This is a genomic window from Rhizobium sp. 01T444, from assembly GCF_056398305.1.
This window is the reverse complement of record NZ_JBFTPD010000010.1, coordinates 134,787-149,155: the sequence shown is the minus strand read 5'-3', so window position 1 is coordinate 149,155 and position 14,369 is coordinate 134,787. Positions and strand designations below refer to the sequence as shown.

Below are 14,369 nucleotides of genomic sequence, written 5' to 3'. Positions count from 1 at the left end.
GACATGAGCATCAAGACAGTCGCGATCATCGGCTGCGGTATCGGCCGCTCTCACATCGTCGAGGGTTATCTGCCGCATCCGGACAAGTTCAAGGTCGCGGCGATCTGCGACCTGAACGAGGAGCGCCTGAAGACGATCGGCGACGAATTCGGCATCGAACGGCGCACAACCTCCTTCGATGAACTGCTTGCCGATGACAGCATCGAGATCATCGATATCTGCACGCCGCCGGGCATCCATAAGGAGCAGGTCATAGCCGCTCTGGCCGCCGGCAAGCATGTGGTCTGTGAAAAGCCGCTCACCGGCTCGCTCGCCAGTGCCGACGAAATCATCGCGGCAGAAAAGACTGCCAAGGGTACGCTGATGCCGATCTTCCAGTATCGCTATGGCGATGGCGTCGAGAAGGCCAAGCGCATCATCGACGCGGGTCTCGCCGGCAAGTTCTACATGGGCTCCGTCGAGACCTTCTGGCGCCGCAAACCGGAATATTATGCGGTGCCCTGGCGCGGCAAATGGGCAACTGAACTCGGTGGCGTCCTCGTCACCCATGCGCTCCATCTGCACGACATGCTTTTTTATCTTGCCGGCCCGGCAACCCGCGTCTTCGGCCGCGTGGCAACCCGTGTCAACGAGATCGAAGTGGAAGATTGCGCCTCAGTCAGCCTGCAGATGCAGAACGGTGCCTTCGTCTCGCTGTCCTGCACGCTCGGTTCGCAGAACGAAATCAGCCGGCTCAGGCTTCACTTCGAAAATATCACCTTCGAAAGCAATCATGAGGCCTATGCGCCCGGCCAAGACCCCTGGCAGATCATCGCTGCCGACGATGAAGTACAGGCGAAGATCGATACCGTCATCGCCGACTGGCAGCCCGTGCCGCTGCGCTTCAACACGCAGATGCTGCGCTTCCACGATTACCTGATGGGCAGAGGACCGCTTCCCGTGACGAGTGCGGATGCAAGACGCGCGCTGGAACTGGTCACGGCCATCTATCAATCCTCCGATAGCGGCGCCGATGTCGCCCTGCCGATCGGTCCTGACAGCCCGAAATACGCCGACTGGCGTGCAAGAACCAAATAAGAGGGGATTTCGGAACATGGCAACGAGTGTCGTTCTTCAGAAAGTCGAGAAGCGCTATGGCCAACTCGACGTTATTCACGGCATCGACCTGACGATCGATCCCGGCGAATTCGCCGTCTTCGTCGGCCCTTCGGGTTGTGGCAAGTCCACGCTGCTGCGCATGATCGCCGGCCTCGAGGAAATCTCCGGCGGCGCGCTGCTGCTCGACAATGAGCGCATGAACGAAGTGACGCCCGCCAAGCGCGGGATCGCCATGGTCTTCCAGTCCTATGCGCTCTATCCGCATATGTCGGTCTATAAGAACCTCGCTTTCGGCCTGGAAACCGCGGGCTACAAGAAGGCCGAGATCGAACCGAAGGTGCGCCGCGCCGCGCAGATTCTGCAGATCGAGAAGCTGCTCGAACGCAAGCCGAAGGCACTGTCAGGCGGCCAGCGCCAACGCGTTGCGATCGGCCGCGCCATCGTGCGCGAGCCGCGCATCTTCCTGTTCGACGAGCCGCTGTCTAACCTCGATGCCGAACTGCGCGTGCAGATGCGCGTGGAGATTTCCCGCCTGCACCGCAGCCTCGGCAACACGATGATCTATGTCACCCACGATCAGGTGGAGGCCATGACCATGGCCGACAAGATCGTCGTGCTGAACTCCGGCCGCATCGAACAGGTCGGCGCCCCGCTCGATCTCTATAACAACCCGGCCAACCGCTTCGTCGCCGGCTTCATCGGCAGCCCGAAGATGAATTTCCTGAGTGCAAAGATCGAGAGCGCCACGGACACTGGCTCGACCGTCAATGTGTGCGGCAATTCCATTCAGCTCGGTCGCAGGCTTGCCGGTCAGGCTGGCCAGAACGTCACCTTCGGCATCCGCCCCGAGCATCTTTCCTTGGCGGAGGGCGGCGCCGTCCTTTCGACCGTCAATGTCGATCTGGTCGAAAATCTCGGCGGTGCCACGATGCTATATGCCACGACGCCGGACAATCAGCCGCTCACCATCGCACTCGATGGCCAGCAAAAGGTCGAACGCGGCACCAATGTGAAGGCCTCCTTCGATCCGGCGCGCTGTCACGTCTTTGATGACGCCGGCAAGACGATCTAATTAGCCCGGCTTGACAGCCGATCCCTCACAAGCCCATCATTTCATTGAGGGCTAAGAGGGGGATACGCGTGACGCCTGAAGAGAGGATTCATGCGCTTGGCATCTGGCAAGGCCCGATCGACATAACCCCGATCACCGGCGGCCTCACCAACCGGAACTACTTGGTGAGAGATGGCGCGCTGCGGCGCGTCGTACGTCTGGGCGATGATATTCCGGTCCATCATATCAGCAGGCAGAACGAGCTTGCGGCGAGCCGCGCCGCCCATGCGGCCGGCATCTCGCCCGCCGTTATCCATCACGTGCCAGGTGTGCTGGTTCTCGATTTCATCGATGCCGCGCCGCTGTCGCCCGAAGACATCCGCAAGCCGGAAACGCTTGCTCGTGTCGTTCCGTTGATCCGTGCCTGCCATCACGACATGGCCCGCCATTTCCGTGGTCAGGCGATGATCTTCTGGGTCTTCCATGTGATCAGGGATTATGTAGCGAACCTGAGGTCCGCAAACAGTCCGTATGTGCCGTTGCTGAATGGCCTGCTTCAGAAGGAGGAGCGTCTCGAGCAGGCGGCAGGTCCCTTCGAAATCGCCTTCGGCCACAATGATCTTCTGGCCACTAATTTCCTCGACGATGGCCGGCGGCTCTGGCTGATCGACTGGGATTATGCGGGCTTCAACACGCCGCTCTTCGATCTCGGTGGTCTTGCCTCCAACAGCGAGTTTTCGGGCGAGGCGGAGCGCCTCATGCTGGAGACTTATTTCGATCGACCGCTGACGGATGATCTCAGCCGCTGCTATCGGGCCATGAAATGCGCCTCGCTACTGCGCGAGACGCTCTGGAGTATGATCTCCGAGATCCATTCCACCATCGATTTCGACTACGCTGCCTATACCGCCGAAAATCTCGCCCGCTTCGAGCGCGCCTATCGGGCATTTGAACAGGATCATTGAATGACGAAGCAATTACCGAAGACGGCAAAGGCCGTGGTCATCGGCGGCGGCATCATCGGCTGCTCGACCGCCTATCATCTGGCCAAGCTCGGCTGGACCGATACGGTGCTCCTTGAGCGCAAGAAGCTGACGTCAGGCACGACATTCCACGCCGCTGGCCTCGTCGGTCAATTGCGCACCAGCGCCAACATCACCCAGCTTCTGGGATATTCCGTCGATCTCTATAAGAAGCTCGAAGCCGAGACAGGTCTCGGCACCGGCTGGAAGATGAATGGCGGCCTGCGGCTTGCCTGTAACGAGGAGCGCTGGACGGAGGTCAAGCGTCAGGCGACCACGGCTCAGTCCTTCGGCCTCGAAATGCATCTCCTGAACCCGCAGGAAGCTTTCGATCTCTGGCCGCTGATGACGACAGACGATCTCGTCGGCGCCGCCTATCTGCCGACGGATGGTCAGGCCAATCCCTCCGACATCACTCAGGCGCTGGCAAAAGGCGCCCGCATGGCCGGCGTCTCTATCTTCGAGGACACTGAAGTTCTCGATCTCGAAATCGACAGGGGCAGGATCCGCGCCGTCATCACCGGACAAGGCCGCATCGAATGCGAGCGGGTCGTGGTCTGCGCTGGCCAATGGACCCGCAGTTTCGCCGCCCGCTTCGGCGTCAATGTCCCGCTCGTCTCCGTCGAGCATCAATATATCATCACCGAATCCTTCGGCGTGCCCTCCAATCTTCCGACCCTGCGCGATCCTGATCGCCTCACCTATTACAAGGAGGAGGTCGGCGGCATGGTCATGGGCGGCTACGAGCCGAACCCCATCGGCTGGGCGCTGGACGGCATCCCTGATGGTTTCCACTACACGCTGCTCGACAGCAATTTCGATCATTTCGAGCAGATCATGGAGCACGCGCTCGGCCGCGTCCCGGCGCTCGAAAATGCTGGCATCAAGCAGCTTCTGAACGGGCCTGAGAGTTTTACGCCCGACGGCAACTTCATTCTCGGCGAGGCACCGGAGTTGAAGAATTTCTTCGTCGGCGCCGGCTTCAACGCTTTCGGTATCGCCTCGGCCGGCGGCGCCGGCATGGCGCTTGCCGAATGGGTAACGAAGGGCGAGCCGCCCTACGATCTCTGGCCGGTCGATATCCGCCGCTTCGGCCGCCCGCATTTCGATACGGACTGGGTTCGAACGAGAACGCTGGAGGCCTATGGCAAACACTACACGCTGGCTTTCCCCTTCGAGGAATACTCGAGCGGCCGCCCTTGCCGGAAGTCGCCGCTTTATGAACGGTTAAAGGCGCAGGGCGCGTGTTTCGGCGAAAAGCTCGGCTGGGAGCGGCCGAACTGGTTTGCCGATCTCTTCGCCAATGAAGAGCCGAAGGATATCTATACCTACGGCCGCCAGAACTGGTTTGATGCCGTTGGCCGCGAGCACAAGGCCGTGCGCGAGGCAGCGGTCATCTTCGACCAGACCTCCTTCGCCAAATTCGTGCTGAAGGGCAGGGATGCAGAAGCAGCATTGTCATGGATTGCCGCCAACGATGTGGCAAGGCCCGAGGGATCGCTGATTTACACGCAGATGCTGAACGACAAGGGCGGCATTGAATGCGACGTCACCTGCGCCCGCATCGCCGAGAACGAATATTACATCGTCACCGGCACCGGCTTTGCCACGCATGATTTCGACTGGATCTCGCGCAACATCCCCGACGGCCTTCACGCCGAACTAGTCGATGTCACCTCGGCCTACACCGTGCTGTCGCTGATGGGGCCGAATTCCCGTGTCATCCTGGAAAAGGTCACGACCAGCGACGTCTCCAACGCTGCCTTCCCCTTCGGCCGCGTCAGGACCATCGGCATTGCCGGTTGCCCCGTGCGGGCTCTGCGCATTACCTATGTCGGCGAACTCGGCTACGAACTGCATGTGCCGATCGAATATGCGACGACCGTCTATGACGCGCTGATGGCGGCGGACGGGCAGTTCGGCCTCGTCAATGCCGGTTACCGCGCCATTGAAAGCTGCCGCCTGGAAAAGGGCTACCGCGCCTGGGGCTCCGATATCGGCCCCGACCACACGCCAGTTGAAGCCGGTCTTGGCTGGGCTGTGAAAATGCGGAAGAACACGCCCTTCAAGGGGCGCGAGGCGATCGAGCGCCAGCTCGAAGGCGGCGTAAAGAAGGTGCTCGCCTGCTTCGTGCCTGACGATCCCGATGTCGTTCTGCTCGGCCGCGAAACCATCTATCGTGACGGTAAACGTGTCGGCTGGCTCTCCAGCGGCGGCTTCGGCTACACCATCGGCAGGCCGATCGGTTACGGCTATGTCCGTAACCCTGATGGTGTAACGGATGACTTTGTCCTCTCCGGCAATTATGAACTGGATGTCGCGCGCGAGCGCGTGTCCTGCAAGGTCAGCCTGAAACCACTCTATGACCCCGAGATGCAGCGGATAAGGGCTTAGAACGGTTGTGACGGTGAGCAAATTCCGCGGATGTTTCCTCATCCCTGTGCGGGTATAGGGATGAGGAAGTTTCGCTAACCCTTCAATATAGTGGCAGCCTGTTGTCCTGGATCAGGATCTCCAGTTTGTTCGCCACATCTTCCGTCCAGGCGGCATTCCCGGTAAGCGCCTTCGGGAACAAGCCTGGCAGGCCGAACAGAGCTGCCGAAACCGCTCCGCCATTGCGCGGCACACCGTCGAGAAGTGCTGCAATCTCTCCCGCCCGCGGGTCACGCAGTTCGTAGCGTTCGCCATTGCGATCGATGCCGATAGCGTAGCGCATCCAGGCGGCGACGGCGATTGCATAGGTCTCCGCCTTGCTGCCCTTGGCAAGCGCTTCCGTTGCTGGTTCCAGCAGACGCTGCGGCAGTTTCTGCGTGCCGTCCATGGCGATCTGATAGGTGCGGTGGGCGATCGCCTTGTTTGCAAAGCGTGCTATCAATTCGTCCGCATAGGCGTCGAGATCGATGCCGGGAACCGGATCCAGCGTTGCCGCCGCCGCATTCATGTGCCGGCGCGCAAGTGCTGAAAGTCCCGCATCATCCATGACGTCGCGGATGAATTCATAGCCTGCTGTATAGCCAAGATAGGCGAGCAGCGAATGCGCGCCGTTCAACATGCGCAGTTTCATCTTTTCATAGGCCGAGACTTCCTCGACCATCAGCGCGCCGTGAACCTTCTCCCAGGCCGGACGACCGTTGACGAAATGGTCCTCGATCACCCATTGGGTAAAGGGTTCCGTCTCGATTGCCGCCATGTCCGTGCGGCCCGTCAGCCGCTTGGCATCGGCATAGGTCGCATCGGTGCTTGCCGGCGTGATGCGGTCGACCATCGTCGAAGGAAAGGGCACGTTCGCCTCGATCCAGCCATGCAGTTCCGGATCGATGCGGGCAGTGAATTCCAGCACCAGACGCTTCAGCACCGCGCCGTTGCTCGGCAGGTTGTCGCAGCTAAGCGGCGTAAAGGGTGTTATGCCCTTCTGCCGGCGCCGTGCCAGACCCTCGACGAGATAGCCGATGACACCGCGCGGCGCATGCCGGTTGGCGAGGTCGGCGACGATATCGGGATGCTTGAGGTCGAGCCCTCCGGTTGCCGGATCGAAACCATAGGCCTTTTCCGTCACTGTCATGCTGACGATGCGGATATCAGAGTCTTCGAGTCGTGCCAGCAGGCCCGCCGGATCGCGCGGCGCTACATACGCCCCAAGGATCGAGCCGATGACATGAGCCGTCGTGCCCGAGGTGTCGCGGATCAGCACCGTATAGAGCCCGTTTTGGGCGGACAGATTATCCGCGACATCGGGGGTGCGCAGGCTCGCCACTTCGATGCCCCAGTCACCGCCGGCAGCAGCCAGAGCGCCATCCGTGAAAGGCGCGAAATGCGCGCGGAAGAAGGCGCCGGGGCCAAGATGCAGGATGCCGGCCTTCAGCGCATTCCGGTCATAGGCAGGGAGCTTCGCCGTCGGCGCAAGGCCGGTCACGTTCTGCAGTTTGTCGCTCACAGCTTGTAGGCCTTCTTCGCATTGTCGTAGGAAAGTTCGCGCGCGACGATCTCGGCTTCCTTCCTTGAAATCCGGTGCTCGACGGCGAGCTGTGCCAGGAAACGGCAGATCTCGCGGCGCCAGACATCATGGCGGGCGGGGATCGACAGCAGCGCACGCGTATCGTCATTGAAGCCGGCGAGATTGGCAAAGCCAGCCGTCTCCACCACTTGGTCGAGGTAACGGCGGATGCCAAGCGGGCTGTCGTGGAACCACCAGGGCGGGCCGATCATCAGGCAGGCCCAATGGCCGGCCATCGGCGCGAGCTCCCGGGTATAGGTCGTCTCGTCGAGCGTGAAGAGCAGGATGCGCAGGCTTGGTGCATGGCCGTATTTCGACAGCAGCGCGTTGAGGCCGCCAACCCAGTCGGTACGCGTCGGAATATCGGCGCCCATATTCGGGCCACGCGTCTCGAAAAGCTCGCGGTCGGTATTGCGGCGCGAACCGGCATGGATCTGCATCACCATGCCGTCCTCGGCAGAAAGACCGGCCATTTCCGTCATCATCTGCCCGCGGAAAAGTTCAGCATCGGCGGCTGAAAGCGGTCCATTCAGCGCCTTGTCGAGCACCGCTTGCTTCTCGGCAAGCGGTAGATCGGCGGTAAAGGCGGTCGGCACGCCGTGGTCGGTCGCCGTCGCTCCGAACTGGCGGAAATAGGCGCGCCGCTTGCGATGTGCCTCGATGAGGCCATCCCATTTGGTGATGTCGCAGCCGGTGATCTCTCCGAACTTGATCAGATTGTCGCGGAAACCAACGGCATCGGGATCGGTGACGCCGTCAGGCCGGTAGGTTGTGCGTACCTTGCCGATCCAGCCGTCCGCCGCCATCTTCTGGTGATGCGGCAGCGGATCGAGCGCGCCTTCGGTTGTGGCAATTGTTTCGATTCCGAAACGCTGATGCAGTGCCCGCGGCCGGAACTCCGGAAGCTTGAGCTGCGCATTGATGTGGTCGTAGAGCGCATCTGCGTTATCAGTCGTCAGCGGCTCGGTGCAGCCGAGCACGGCTGACATGGCATGATCGACCCAAAGGCTCGACGGGGTTCCGCGGAAAAGATGGTATTTGGCGGCGAAAGCACGCCAGATATCGCGGCCGCTCGAAACCATCTTGCCGTCGAGACGCGGTACACCGAGCTGGTCAAGCTTGGTGCCGGTGCTGTGTAACATGCGGAAGAGATAATGATCGGGAATGACAAGCAGCGAAGAGGCGTCTTCGAAGGCCTTGTCGTCAGCGAACCAGGACGGTTCGGTGTGCCCGTGCGGGCTGACGATCGGAAGAGCGCGCACCGTCTCATAGAGATCGCGCGCTATTGTCCGCGTTGCCGGATCGGCGGGAAAGAGCCGGTCCGGATGAAGAAAGCCATTGCTTACATCCATCAGTTTTCCTCCCTGATGGATAACGGCCTACCCCACATCATTAGACGCGGCAAGGGCTTTTGGTAACCAGACGGTCCACTTTCGGAATCGTTTTTATGGGGGCTCGAAACCATTGACGCCCCCGCCTATTTCGGCTTTGGAATGCCACCTGATATCAGGGGAGAAAACCGATGTCCGACCAGGCAGCCCGCATTACAAGGCTCGAAGAAATGCTGGCCCATCAGGCTAAGACGATCGATGAGCTTTCCGATCAGCTTGCCGAACAATGGAAGGTCATGGAGCAGACCCGCGCCAAGCTCGACCGATTGACCGAGCGCTTCCTGAGTCTCGAGGAACAATCGCTGGAAGCGCCGGCGAATACCAAGCCGCCACACTACTGAGTGGCCATGCCGCCGAACCCTGCGCAGCCCTGCCCGAAGGCTGCCTGCAGCAGGAAAGCGGTTTCGCGCTTTCGCCCTTTGCGATATAGCCCGGAAAGACGAAGCTGAACGAGAGACATCCCATGGCGGCCACCATCCGTTATCACCAGGGCGATATTTCCGCGGCGGATGCCGCCCGTTACACCGGCGCGATCGCGATCGATACCGAAACGCTGGGCCTTGTGCCGCGCCGGGACCGCCTTTGCGTCGTGCAGCTTTCGCCGGGTGACGGCTCTGCCGATGTGATCCGCATTGCGGCCGGCCAGAAGGAAGCGCCGAACCTTACCGCGCTGCTCGCCGATCCGTCGCGCCAGAAGATATTCCATTACGGCCGCTTCGATATCGCCGTACTCTTCCATACGTTCGGCGTCACCGCGACGCCGGTCTTCTGCACGAAGATCGCCTCGCGCCTCATCCGTACTTACACCGATCGCCACGGCCTGAAGGATAATCTCAAGGAAATGCTCGACGTCGATATCTCCAAGACGCAGCAATCTTCCGACTGGGCTGCTGAAACACTCTCGCAGGCGCAGCTCGAATATGCCGCCTCCGACGTGCTCTACCTGCACGCGTTGCGCGACAAGCTAAATGAGCGCCTGATTCGCGACGGCCGCCTGGAACATGCGACGGCCTGTTTCGAATTCCTGCCGACGCGCGCCAAGCTCGATCTTCTCGGCTGGGAAGAGGCGGATATCTTCGCCCATAGCTGAGGTTATCGGACATGCAGGCAAGGTCGTAGACTGGGCGTCTTCGGCCGTTAGCTATTCGTTAAGGTATTTTCAGTAACATTATTCTTAATTTTTATGCATTCGACGGCGCGAAATACGCCGATGCGGACAGGAGGATCTGCCGGGATGCAAGGGGCCGGATGAGCGCGGTCTCGTTGTACGACCTGCTTTCATAGCCACTTTGCGAAAGGAGCGTGCCTGTGTTGTCTCCCATTCGTTCGGCGTCCAATGCAAGCCTTTCTTCTCAGGGTCAGACGGCGGCGATCGTTGCCGGTGGCCTCGGCCGTTCGGTGGTCGCCCCCACCCCGGTAAATGCAGTTGAAGCAGCAGACCTCAATGCCGCGATTGCCGGCAAGCTCAATATTCTGCTCATCGCCGCGCGCCAGCGCATGATTGAAGCGCTTCTCGACATCATCAATGCTACGGGACGCACCATCGCGCTGCAGCGTGGTGAAGGTGAATCCGATCAGGCCTTTGCCGCCCGTGTCGCTGATGCCATCCGTCGCATGCCCGACGCCGAGATCGATGCGGTCGAGCACCAGCTTTCCGATGACGGACATAGTCTCCCGTTGAGAATGATCGCCGCAGCCCTCAAGGACCCGACCGGGCCGGAGGCCACCCGTGTCATCGCCTATCTCGAGATTATCAGCTACAAGGACAGGGATCTCGCAGCCCGCGCCGTTGTCCGCTCTTATCGCCAGAACGATGCCGCGCCGCTGCCGCGCACCGAGCCGCGGCCGGAAATCAAGCTTCAGGGAGAAAACCTGCCCACTGCACGTCAGTCCGCAGCAAAAACGGCTGAAAATGTAGCGATGCCTGCTGCCGAAGAAATCGTTCCGGCCGAAGCGACTGTTGTCGTGGCGACCGATCCAACCGTTGAGGATCAGAAGACCGGCAGTCAGCCCACGGCAGCGGCGCATGAAGCTTCATCGCAGGCAACTACGCCGAGAGAGACAGAGGAAGTCCAGGTCGCACCGGCAGAACAGGAAGTGATCGAGCCGGAACAGGCCGAACCCGCTCTCGAGCAGCAGACAATCTCCGCCAAGGCTGATCCGGTTATCCCGCGCAACTGGACCGGCATCGCCAGCTCCATGACCGAACAGGTTTCACAGATGATCGCAACGATCATCCGCGAACAAGAGGCAACTGTCCTGTTGACGGACACGCCTGTCGAAGCCGCCGTTGAAATCGATGCTATCCTGGACGAGGCCGTCATCAGCGAGGCGACGGAGAGCCTGGTTCGCACAACCCCGGAAGATGTGGTCGAGCCTGCATCTGCCCAGGCCGCCCAGGCTTCTCGGCCGTCCCAGGCTGAAATCACCGCAGTTGCCCAGACGGCGCGTCCCATCAGGGAAATCGCCGCACAGCCGCAGCCGGTTCCCATCCCGGTTGTCGAGACGCCTTCCTATGTTCCGCTCACAGCCCGCATGCCGGAAGGGCTTCCCTACGCGCAAACGCCTTACCAGTTCGCCCGCGATGAATATAAGGCGACCAAGGCCGATGACCCCCCTCGTCGCCATCACGAAAACGGCAGCTCGCAGGATCAGCAGAAACAGCCGCAGGCGCAATCCGGTCAGGGCGGCGATGAACAGCAGGCCGGCGGAGAGGAAGCCCCGCGGGAGGAGCGGCGCCAGCCGAAAATGTTTGATCCCGATCCGTCTACTGCTCCGGCAACGGTCGCCGACCCGATCTATGCTCTCTACCAGCGCATGGTCGGCTGGGAATAGTCAGGAGCAATTCCAGCAAAAGTGCTCAACGATTTTGCGTCCGGAATTGCCTGGGTACAAAGAACTCCAGAAACCTCCCAAAACGAAAGAACCCGCCGGATCGCTCCGGCGGGTTCTTCATTTCAATGCATCAGCGAAGGATTATTCGCCGCCGCGGTTCTTCAGAGCCGCGCCGAGGATGTCGCCGAGCGAAGCGCCCGAGTCGGACGAACCGAACTGAGCAACGGCTTCCTTCTCTTCCGCGATTTCCAGAGCCTTGATGGACAGCATGATCTTGCGGTCCTTCTTGGAGAAGTTGGTAACGCGGGCGTCGACGGTCTGGCCGACCGAGAAGCGCTCAGGACGCTGCTCGTCGCGGTCGCGGGCGAGGTCGGCGCGACGGATGAAGGAAGTGATGTCCTCGTGGTTGACGAGCTTCACTTCGATACCGCCGTCGTTGATCGCGATGACTTCGCAGGAAACGACTGCATTCTTGCGCAGGTCGCCGGAAGCTGCTGCTTCGCCGACTGCATCCTTGCCGAGCTGCTTGATGCCGAGCGAGATGCGTTCCTTCTCGACGTCGACGTCGAGAACGACTGCCTTGACAACGTCACCCTTGTTGAACTCCTCGATGACCTGTTCGCCCGGACGGTTCCAGTCGAGGTCAGAGAGGTGAACCATGCCGTCGACATCGCCGTCGAGGCCGATGAACAGGCCGAATTCGGTCTTGTTCTTGACTTCGCCTTCTACTTCAGTGCCGGCCGGATGGCTGCGGGCGAATGCTGCCCACGGGTTTTCCAGCGTCTGCTTGAGGCCGAGCGAAATACGGCGCTTGGACGGATCGACTTCGAGAACGACGACTTCGACTTCCTGGCTCGTGGACAGGATCTTGCCGGGGTGAACGTTCTTCTTGGTCCAGGACATTTCCGAGATGTGGATCAGGCCTTCAATGCCCGGCTCCAGCTCGACGAACGCACCGTAGTCGGTGATGTTCGTAACGGTACCGGAAATCTTCTTGCCTTCCGGATACTTGGCCTGGATGCCATCCCACGGATCGGACTCGAGCTGCTTCATGCCAAGTGAGATACGGTGGGTTTCCTGGTTGATGCGGATGATCTGAACCTTGACCTGCTGGCCGATGTTCAGGATTTCCGACGGATGGTTCACACGGCGCCATGCCATGTCGGTGACGTGCAGCAGGCCGTCGATGCCGCCGAGGTCAACGAACGCACCGTAATCGGTGATGTTCTTGACGACGCCGTCAACAACCTGGCCTTCTTCGAGGTTCTGAACGATTTCAGAACGCTGCTCGGCACGGGATTCTTCCAGAACCGTACGGCGCGAAACCACGATGTTGCCGCGGCGCTTGTCCATCTTGAGGATTTCGAAGGGCTGCGGGTTGTGCATGAGGGGCGTAACGTCGCGGATCGGACGGATGTCGACCTGAGAACGCGGAAGGAAGGCGATCGCACCGTCGAGGTCGACCGTGAAGCCACCCTTGACCTGGTTGAAGATAACGCCTTCGACGCGCTCGCCAGCTTCGAACTTGGCTTCGAGCTTGATCCAGCTTTCTTCGCGGCGAGCCTTCTCGCGCGACAGAACAGCTTCGCCAAGCGCGTTTTCGATGCGCTCGACGTATACTTCGACTTCGTCGCCGACCTTCAGCGAACCGTCCTTGGCACGTGCGCCGAATTCCTTGAGCGCGATACGGCCTTCGACCTTCAGGCCAACGTCAACAACGGCGACATCCTTTTCGATGCCCGTGACGATACCCTTGGTAACATAGCCTTCAGCCAGATCGTTCTTGGCAAAGGACTCTTCGAGAAGGGCCGCGAAATCCTCGCGAGAGGGAGTAGCTACTGACATAAAATCTCCTGCGTGGCCTTCGATAGCTTCAAGGCTCACGTATGCGCCGGTTGGTTCGAGTTGAATGGGCCTGAACCCAGTCCGCCTTCTTTCAAGAAGGCAATCCGGCGCGTGGACGGAATTTCAGGCTTGCTTTCGCATGAGCGTCCCGCGCACGAAGCGCGGAAAACCGCTTGATTAGGCATTTCGGCTCAAGGCGGCGTCGATAAACGACTTAGCGGCTTGAAACGCGGCCTCTATACTCATTTCCGACGTGTCAAGCAAGTGCGCATCGACTGCCGGTTTCATCGGGCTGTCCGCCCTGTTCATGTCGCGATCGTCGCGTCGCTTGACGTCTTCGAAAATCGCCTCGAAATCCGCTACGCCGCCCTTGCTGATGATCTCGTCGTAACGGCGTGTTGCGCGCACTTCTGGCGACGCCGTCACATAGAGCTTCACAGGTGCCGCGGGGCAGACGACAGTGCCAATATCGCGCCCGTCGAGAACTGTTCCCGGCAGCTTCTCGGAAAACCGCCGCTGCGCCTCAACGAGCGCCCGGCGAACCGCCGGCATCACGGCAATTTTCGAGGCGGCTTCGCCAATCTCATGTCTCGACAATATATCGCGATCGAGACCCGCGAGTTCAACCTCGAGCGCCATCTTTTCAGCGACCGTCTCGTCATTGAGCGGGAGCCCGGCATCGATCAGGGCCTTGGCGGTCGCCCGGTAGGTGAGGCCGGTGTCGAGATGGTGAAAGCCGTACTGCTCCGCGATCCTGCGCGAAAGCGTGCCCTTGCCTGCCGCGGCAGGGCCGTCGATGGCGATGATGAAGCTGCCGGTCATGAAGTCATTCCGTGCCAAGGCCGCCGTAACGGCGTACCAGTTCCTGCATTTCGGCTTGCTCTGCCATCTTGTCGAGGCCCTTGGCAATACCCTCGCGGTCGGCGACCGGCCGGTTCTGGCTCACCTTCCATTTGCCTTCGATCTCGGCCATTTCGACGCCGATAATGCCCTTGAGCTGCGCACGGATAAATTCCTCTGGCGCATCGCCGACCGACCATGGCTTCTCACGCTGGCCCCCGAGCGGATGCGCACGGATCAGCGCATGCTGCACATTGAGATCGTCTTCGCGGAAATGTGGTGGCTGGTGCATG

12 protein-coding genes are annotated in these 14,369 nt (G+C 60.5%); 7 read left to right on the top strand and 5 right to left on the bottom strand.

Annotation, left to right across the window (positions count from 1 at the left end; genetic code table 11):
- Positions 1–3 precede the first annotated feature (3 nt).
- From AC1DTN_RS16210 to AC1DTN_RS16195, 4 genes are all read left to right on the top strand, one after another.
- Entirely contained in the window at positions 4–1,077 is a 1,074-nt protein-coding gene (locus tag AC1DTN_RS16210; protein WP_477921712.1) for a Gfo/Idh/MocA family protein, read from the top strand.
- Between the two features lie 16 nt (positions 1,078–1,093).
- On the top strand, positions 1,094–2,170 hold the full coding sequence (locus AC1DTN_RS16205; RefSeq protein ID WP_113320467.1) for an ABC transporter ATP-binding protein: 1,077 nt from the start codon (positions 1,094–1,096) through the stop codon (positions 2,168–2,170).
- 68 nt (positions 2,171–2,238) lie between these two features.
- Positions 2,239–3,114: a phosphotransferase gene (locus AC1DTN_RS16200; protein WP_477921710.1), complete on the top strand. Its 876-nt coding sequence runs from the start codon at positions 2,239–2,241 to the stop codon at positions 3,112–3,114.
- On the top strand, positions 3,115–5,565 hold the full coding sequence (locus AC1DTN_RS16195; RefSeq protein ID WP_477921708.1) for a GcvT family protein: 2,451 nt from the start codon (positions 3,115–3,117) through the stop codon (positions 5,563–5,565). It begins immediately after the preceding gene.
- 82 nt (positions 5,566–5,647) lie between these two features.
- On the opposite strand, the gene AC1DTN_RS16190 is transcribed toward AC1DTN_RS16195, so the two are convergent.
- Both AC1DTN_RS16190 and uxaC read right to left on the bottom strand, forming a co-directional pair.
- The gene (locus AC1DTN_RS16190) at positions 5,648–7,105 is read right to left on the bottom strand and encodes a mannitol dehydrogenase family protein (RefSeq protein ID WP_477921706.1); all 1,458 of its coding nucleotides are present in this window, start codon (positions 7,103–7,105) and stop codon (positions 5,648–5,650) included.
- The gene (gene uxaC, locus AC1DTN_RS16185; protein WP_477921704.1) at positions 7,102–8,517 is read right to left on the bottom strand and encodes a glucuronate isomerase; all 1,416 of its coding nucleotides are present in this window, start codon (positions 8,515–8,517) and stop codon (positions 7,102–7,104) included. The genes AC1DTN_RS16190 and uxaC overlap by 4 nt, the downstream gene beginning before the upstream one ends.
- Before the next feature lie 170 nt (positions 8,518–8,687).
- Between uxaC and AC1DTN_RS16180 the strand changes: the two genes are divergently transcribed.
- The 3 genes from AC1DTN_RS16180 (at position 8,688) to AC1DTN_RS16170 (ending at position 11,391) form a co-directional block, all read left to right on the top strand.
- Positions 8,688–8,897 (top strand): SlyX family protein, encoded by a 210-nt coding sequence (locus AC1DTN_RS16180; RefSeq protein ID WP_113320472.1) that lies wholly within the window; start codon positions 8,688–8,690, stop codon positions 8,895–8,897.
- A 122-nt stretch (positions 8,898–9,019) separates the two neighbouring features.
- Positions 9,020–9,646, top strand: coding sequence for a ribonuclease D (locus tag AC1DTN_RS16175; protein WP_007814121.1), 627 nt, complete (start codon positions 9,020–9,022; stop codon positions 9,644–9,646).
- 218 nt (positions 9,647–9,864) lie between these two features.
- On the top strand, positions 9,865–11,391 hold the full coding sequence (locus AC1DTN_RS16170) for a hypothetical protein (protein ID WP_477921700.1): 1,527 nt from the start codon (positions 9,865–9,867) through the stop codon (positions 11,389–11,391).
- A gap of 141 nt (positions 11,392–11,532) precedes the next feature.
- On the opposite strand, the gene rpsA is transcribed toward AC1DTN_RS16170, so the two are convergent.
- The 3 genes from rpsA to AC1DTN_RS16155 form a co-directional block, all read right to left on the bottom strand.
- Positions 11,533–13,236, bottom strand: a complete 1,704-nt coding sequence (rpsA, locus tag AC1DTN_RS16165) for a 30S ribosomal protein S1 (protein ID WP_037100373.1) — start codon at positions 13,234–13,236, stop codon at positions 11,533–11,535.
- A gap of 177 nt (positions 13,237–13,413) precedes the next feature.
- Positions 13,414–14,058 (bottom strand): (d)CMP kinase, encoded by a 645-nt coding sequence (cmk, locus tag AC1DTN_RS16160; protein WP_439016982.1) that lies wholly within the window; start codon positions 14,056–14,058, stop codon positions 13,414–13,416.
- A 4-nt stretch (positions 14,059–14,062) separates the two neighbouring features.
- Entirely contained in the window at positions 14,063–14,368 is a 306-nt protein-coding gene (locus AC1DTN_RS16155; RefSeq protein WP_477921698.1) for a hypothetical protein, read from the bottom strand.
- Position 14,369: the final 1 nt, after the last annotated feature.

Coding starts and splice junctions, on each gene's coding strand:
- cmk (WP_439016982.1), bottom strand. CDS start 14,058: ATGACCGGCAGCTTCATCATCGCCATCGACGGCCCTGCCGCGGCAGGC.
- AC1DTN_RS16205 (WP_113320467.1), top strand. CDS start 1,094: ATGGCAACGAGTGTCGTTCTTCAGAAAGTCGAGAAGCGCTATGGCCAA.
- AC1DTN_RS16210 (WP_477921712.1), top strand. CDS start 4: ATGAGCATCAAGACAGTCGCGATCATCGGCTGCGGTATCGGCCGCTCT.
- rpsA (WP_037100373.1), bottom strand. CDS start 13,236: ATGTCAGTAGCTACTCCCTCTCGCGAGGATTTCGCGGCCCTTCTCGAA.
- AC1DTN_RS16180 (WP_113320472.1), top strand. CDS start 8,688: ATGTCCGACCAGGCAGCCCGCATTACAAGGCTCGAAGAAATGCTGGCC.
- AC1DTN_RS16155 (WP_477921698.1), bottom strand. CDS start 14,368: ATGCACCAGCCACCACATTTCCGCGAAGACGATCTCAATGTGCAGCAT.
- AC1DTN_RS16195 (WP_477921708.1), top strand. CDS start 3,115: ATGACGAAGCAATTACCGAAGACGGCAAAGGCCGTGGTCATCGGCGGC.
- uxaC (WP_477921704.1), bottom strand. CDS start 8,517: ATGGATGTAAGCAATGGCTTTCTTCATCCGGACCGGCTCTTTCCCGCC.
- AC1DTN_RS16175 (WP_007814121.1), top strand. CDS start 9,020: ATGGCGGCCACCATCCGTTATCACCAGGGCGATATTTCCGCGGCGGAT.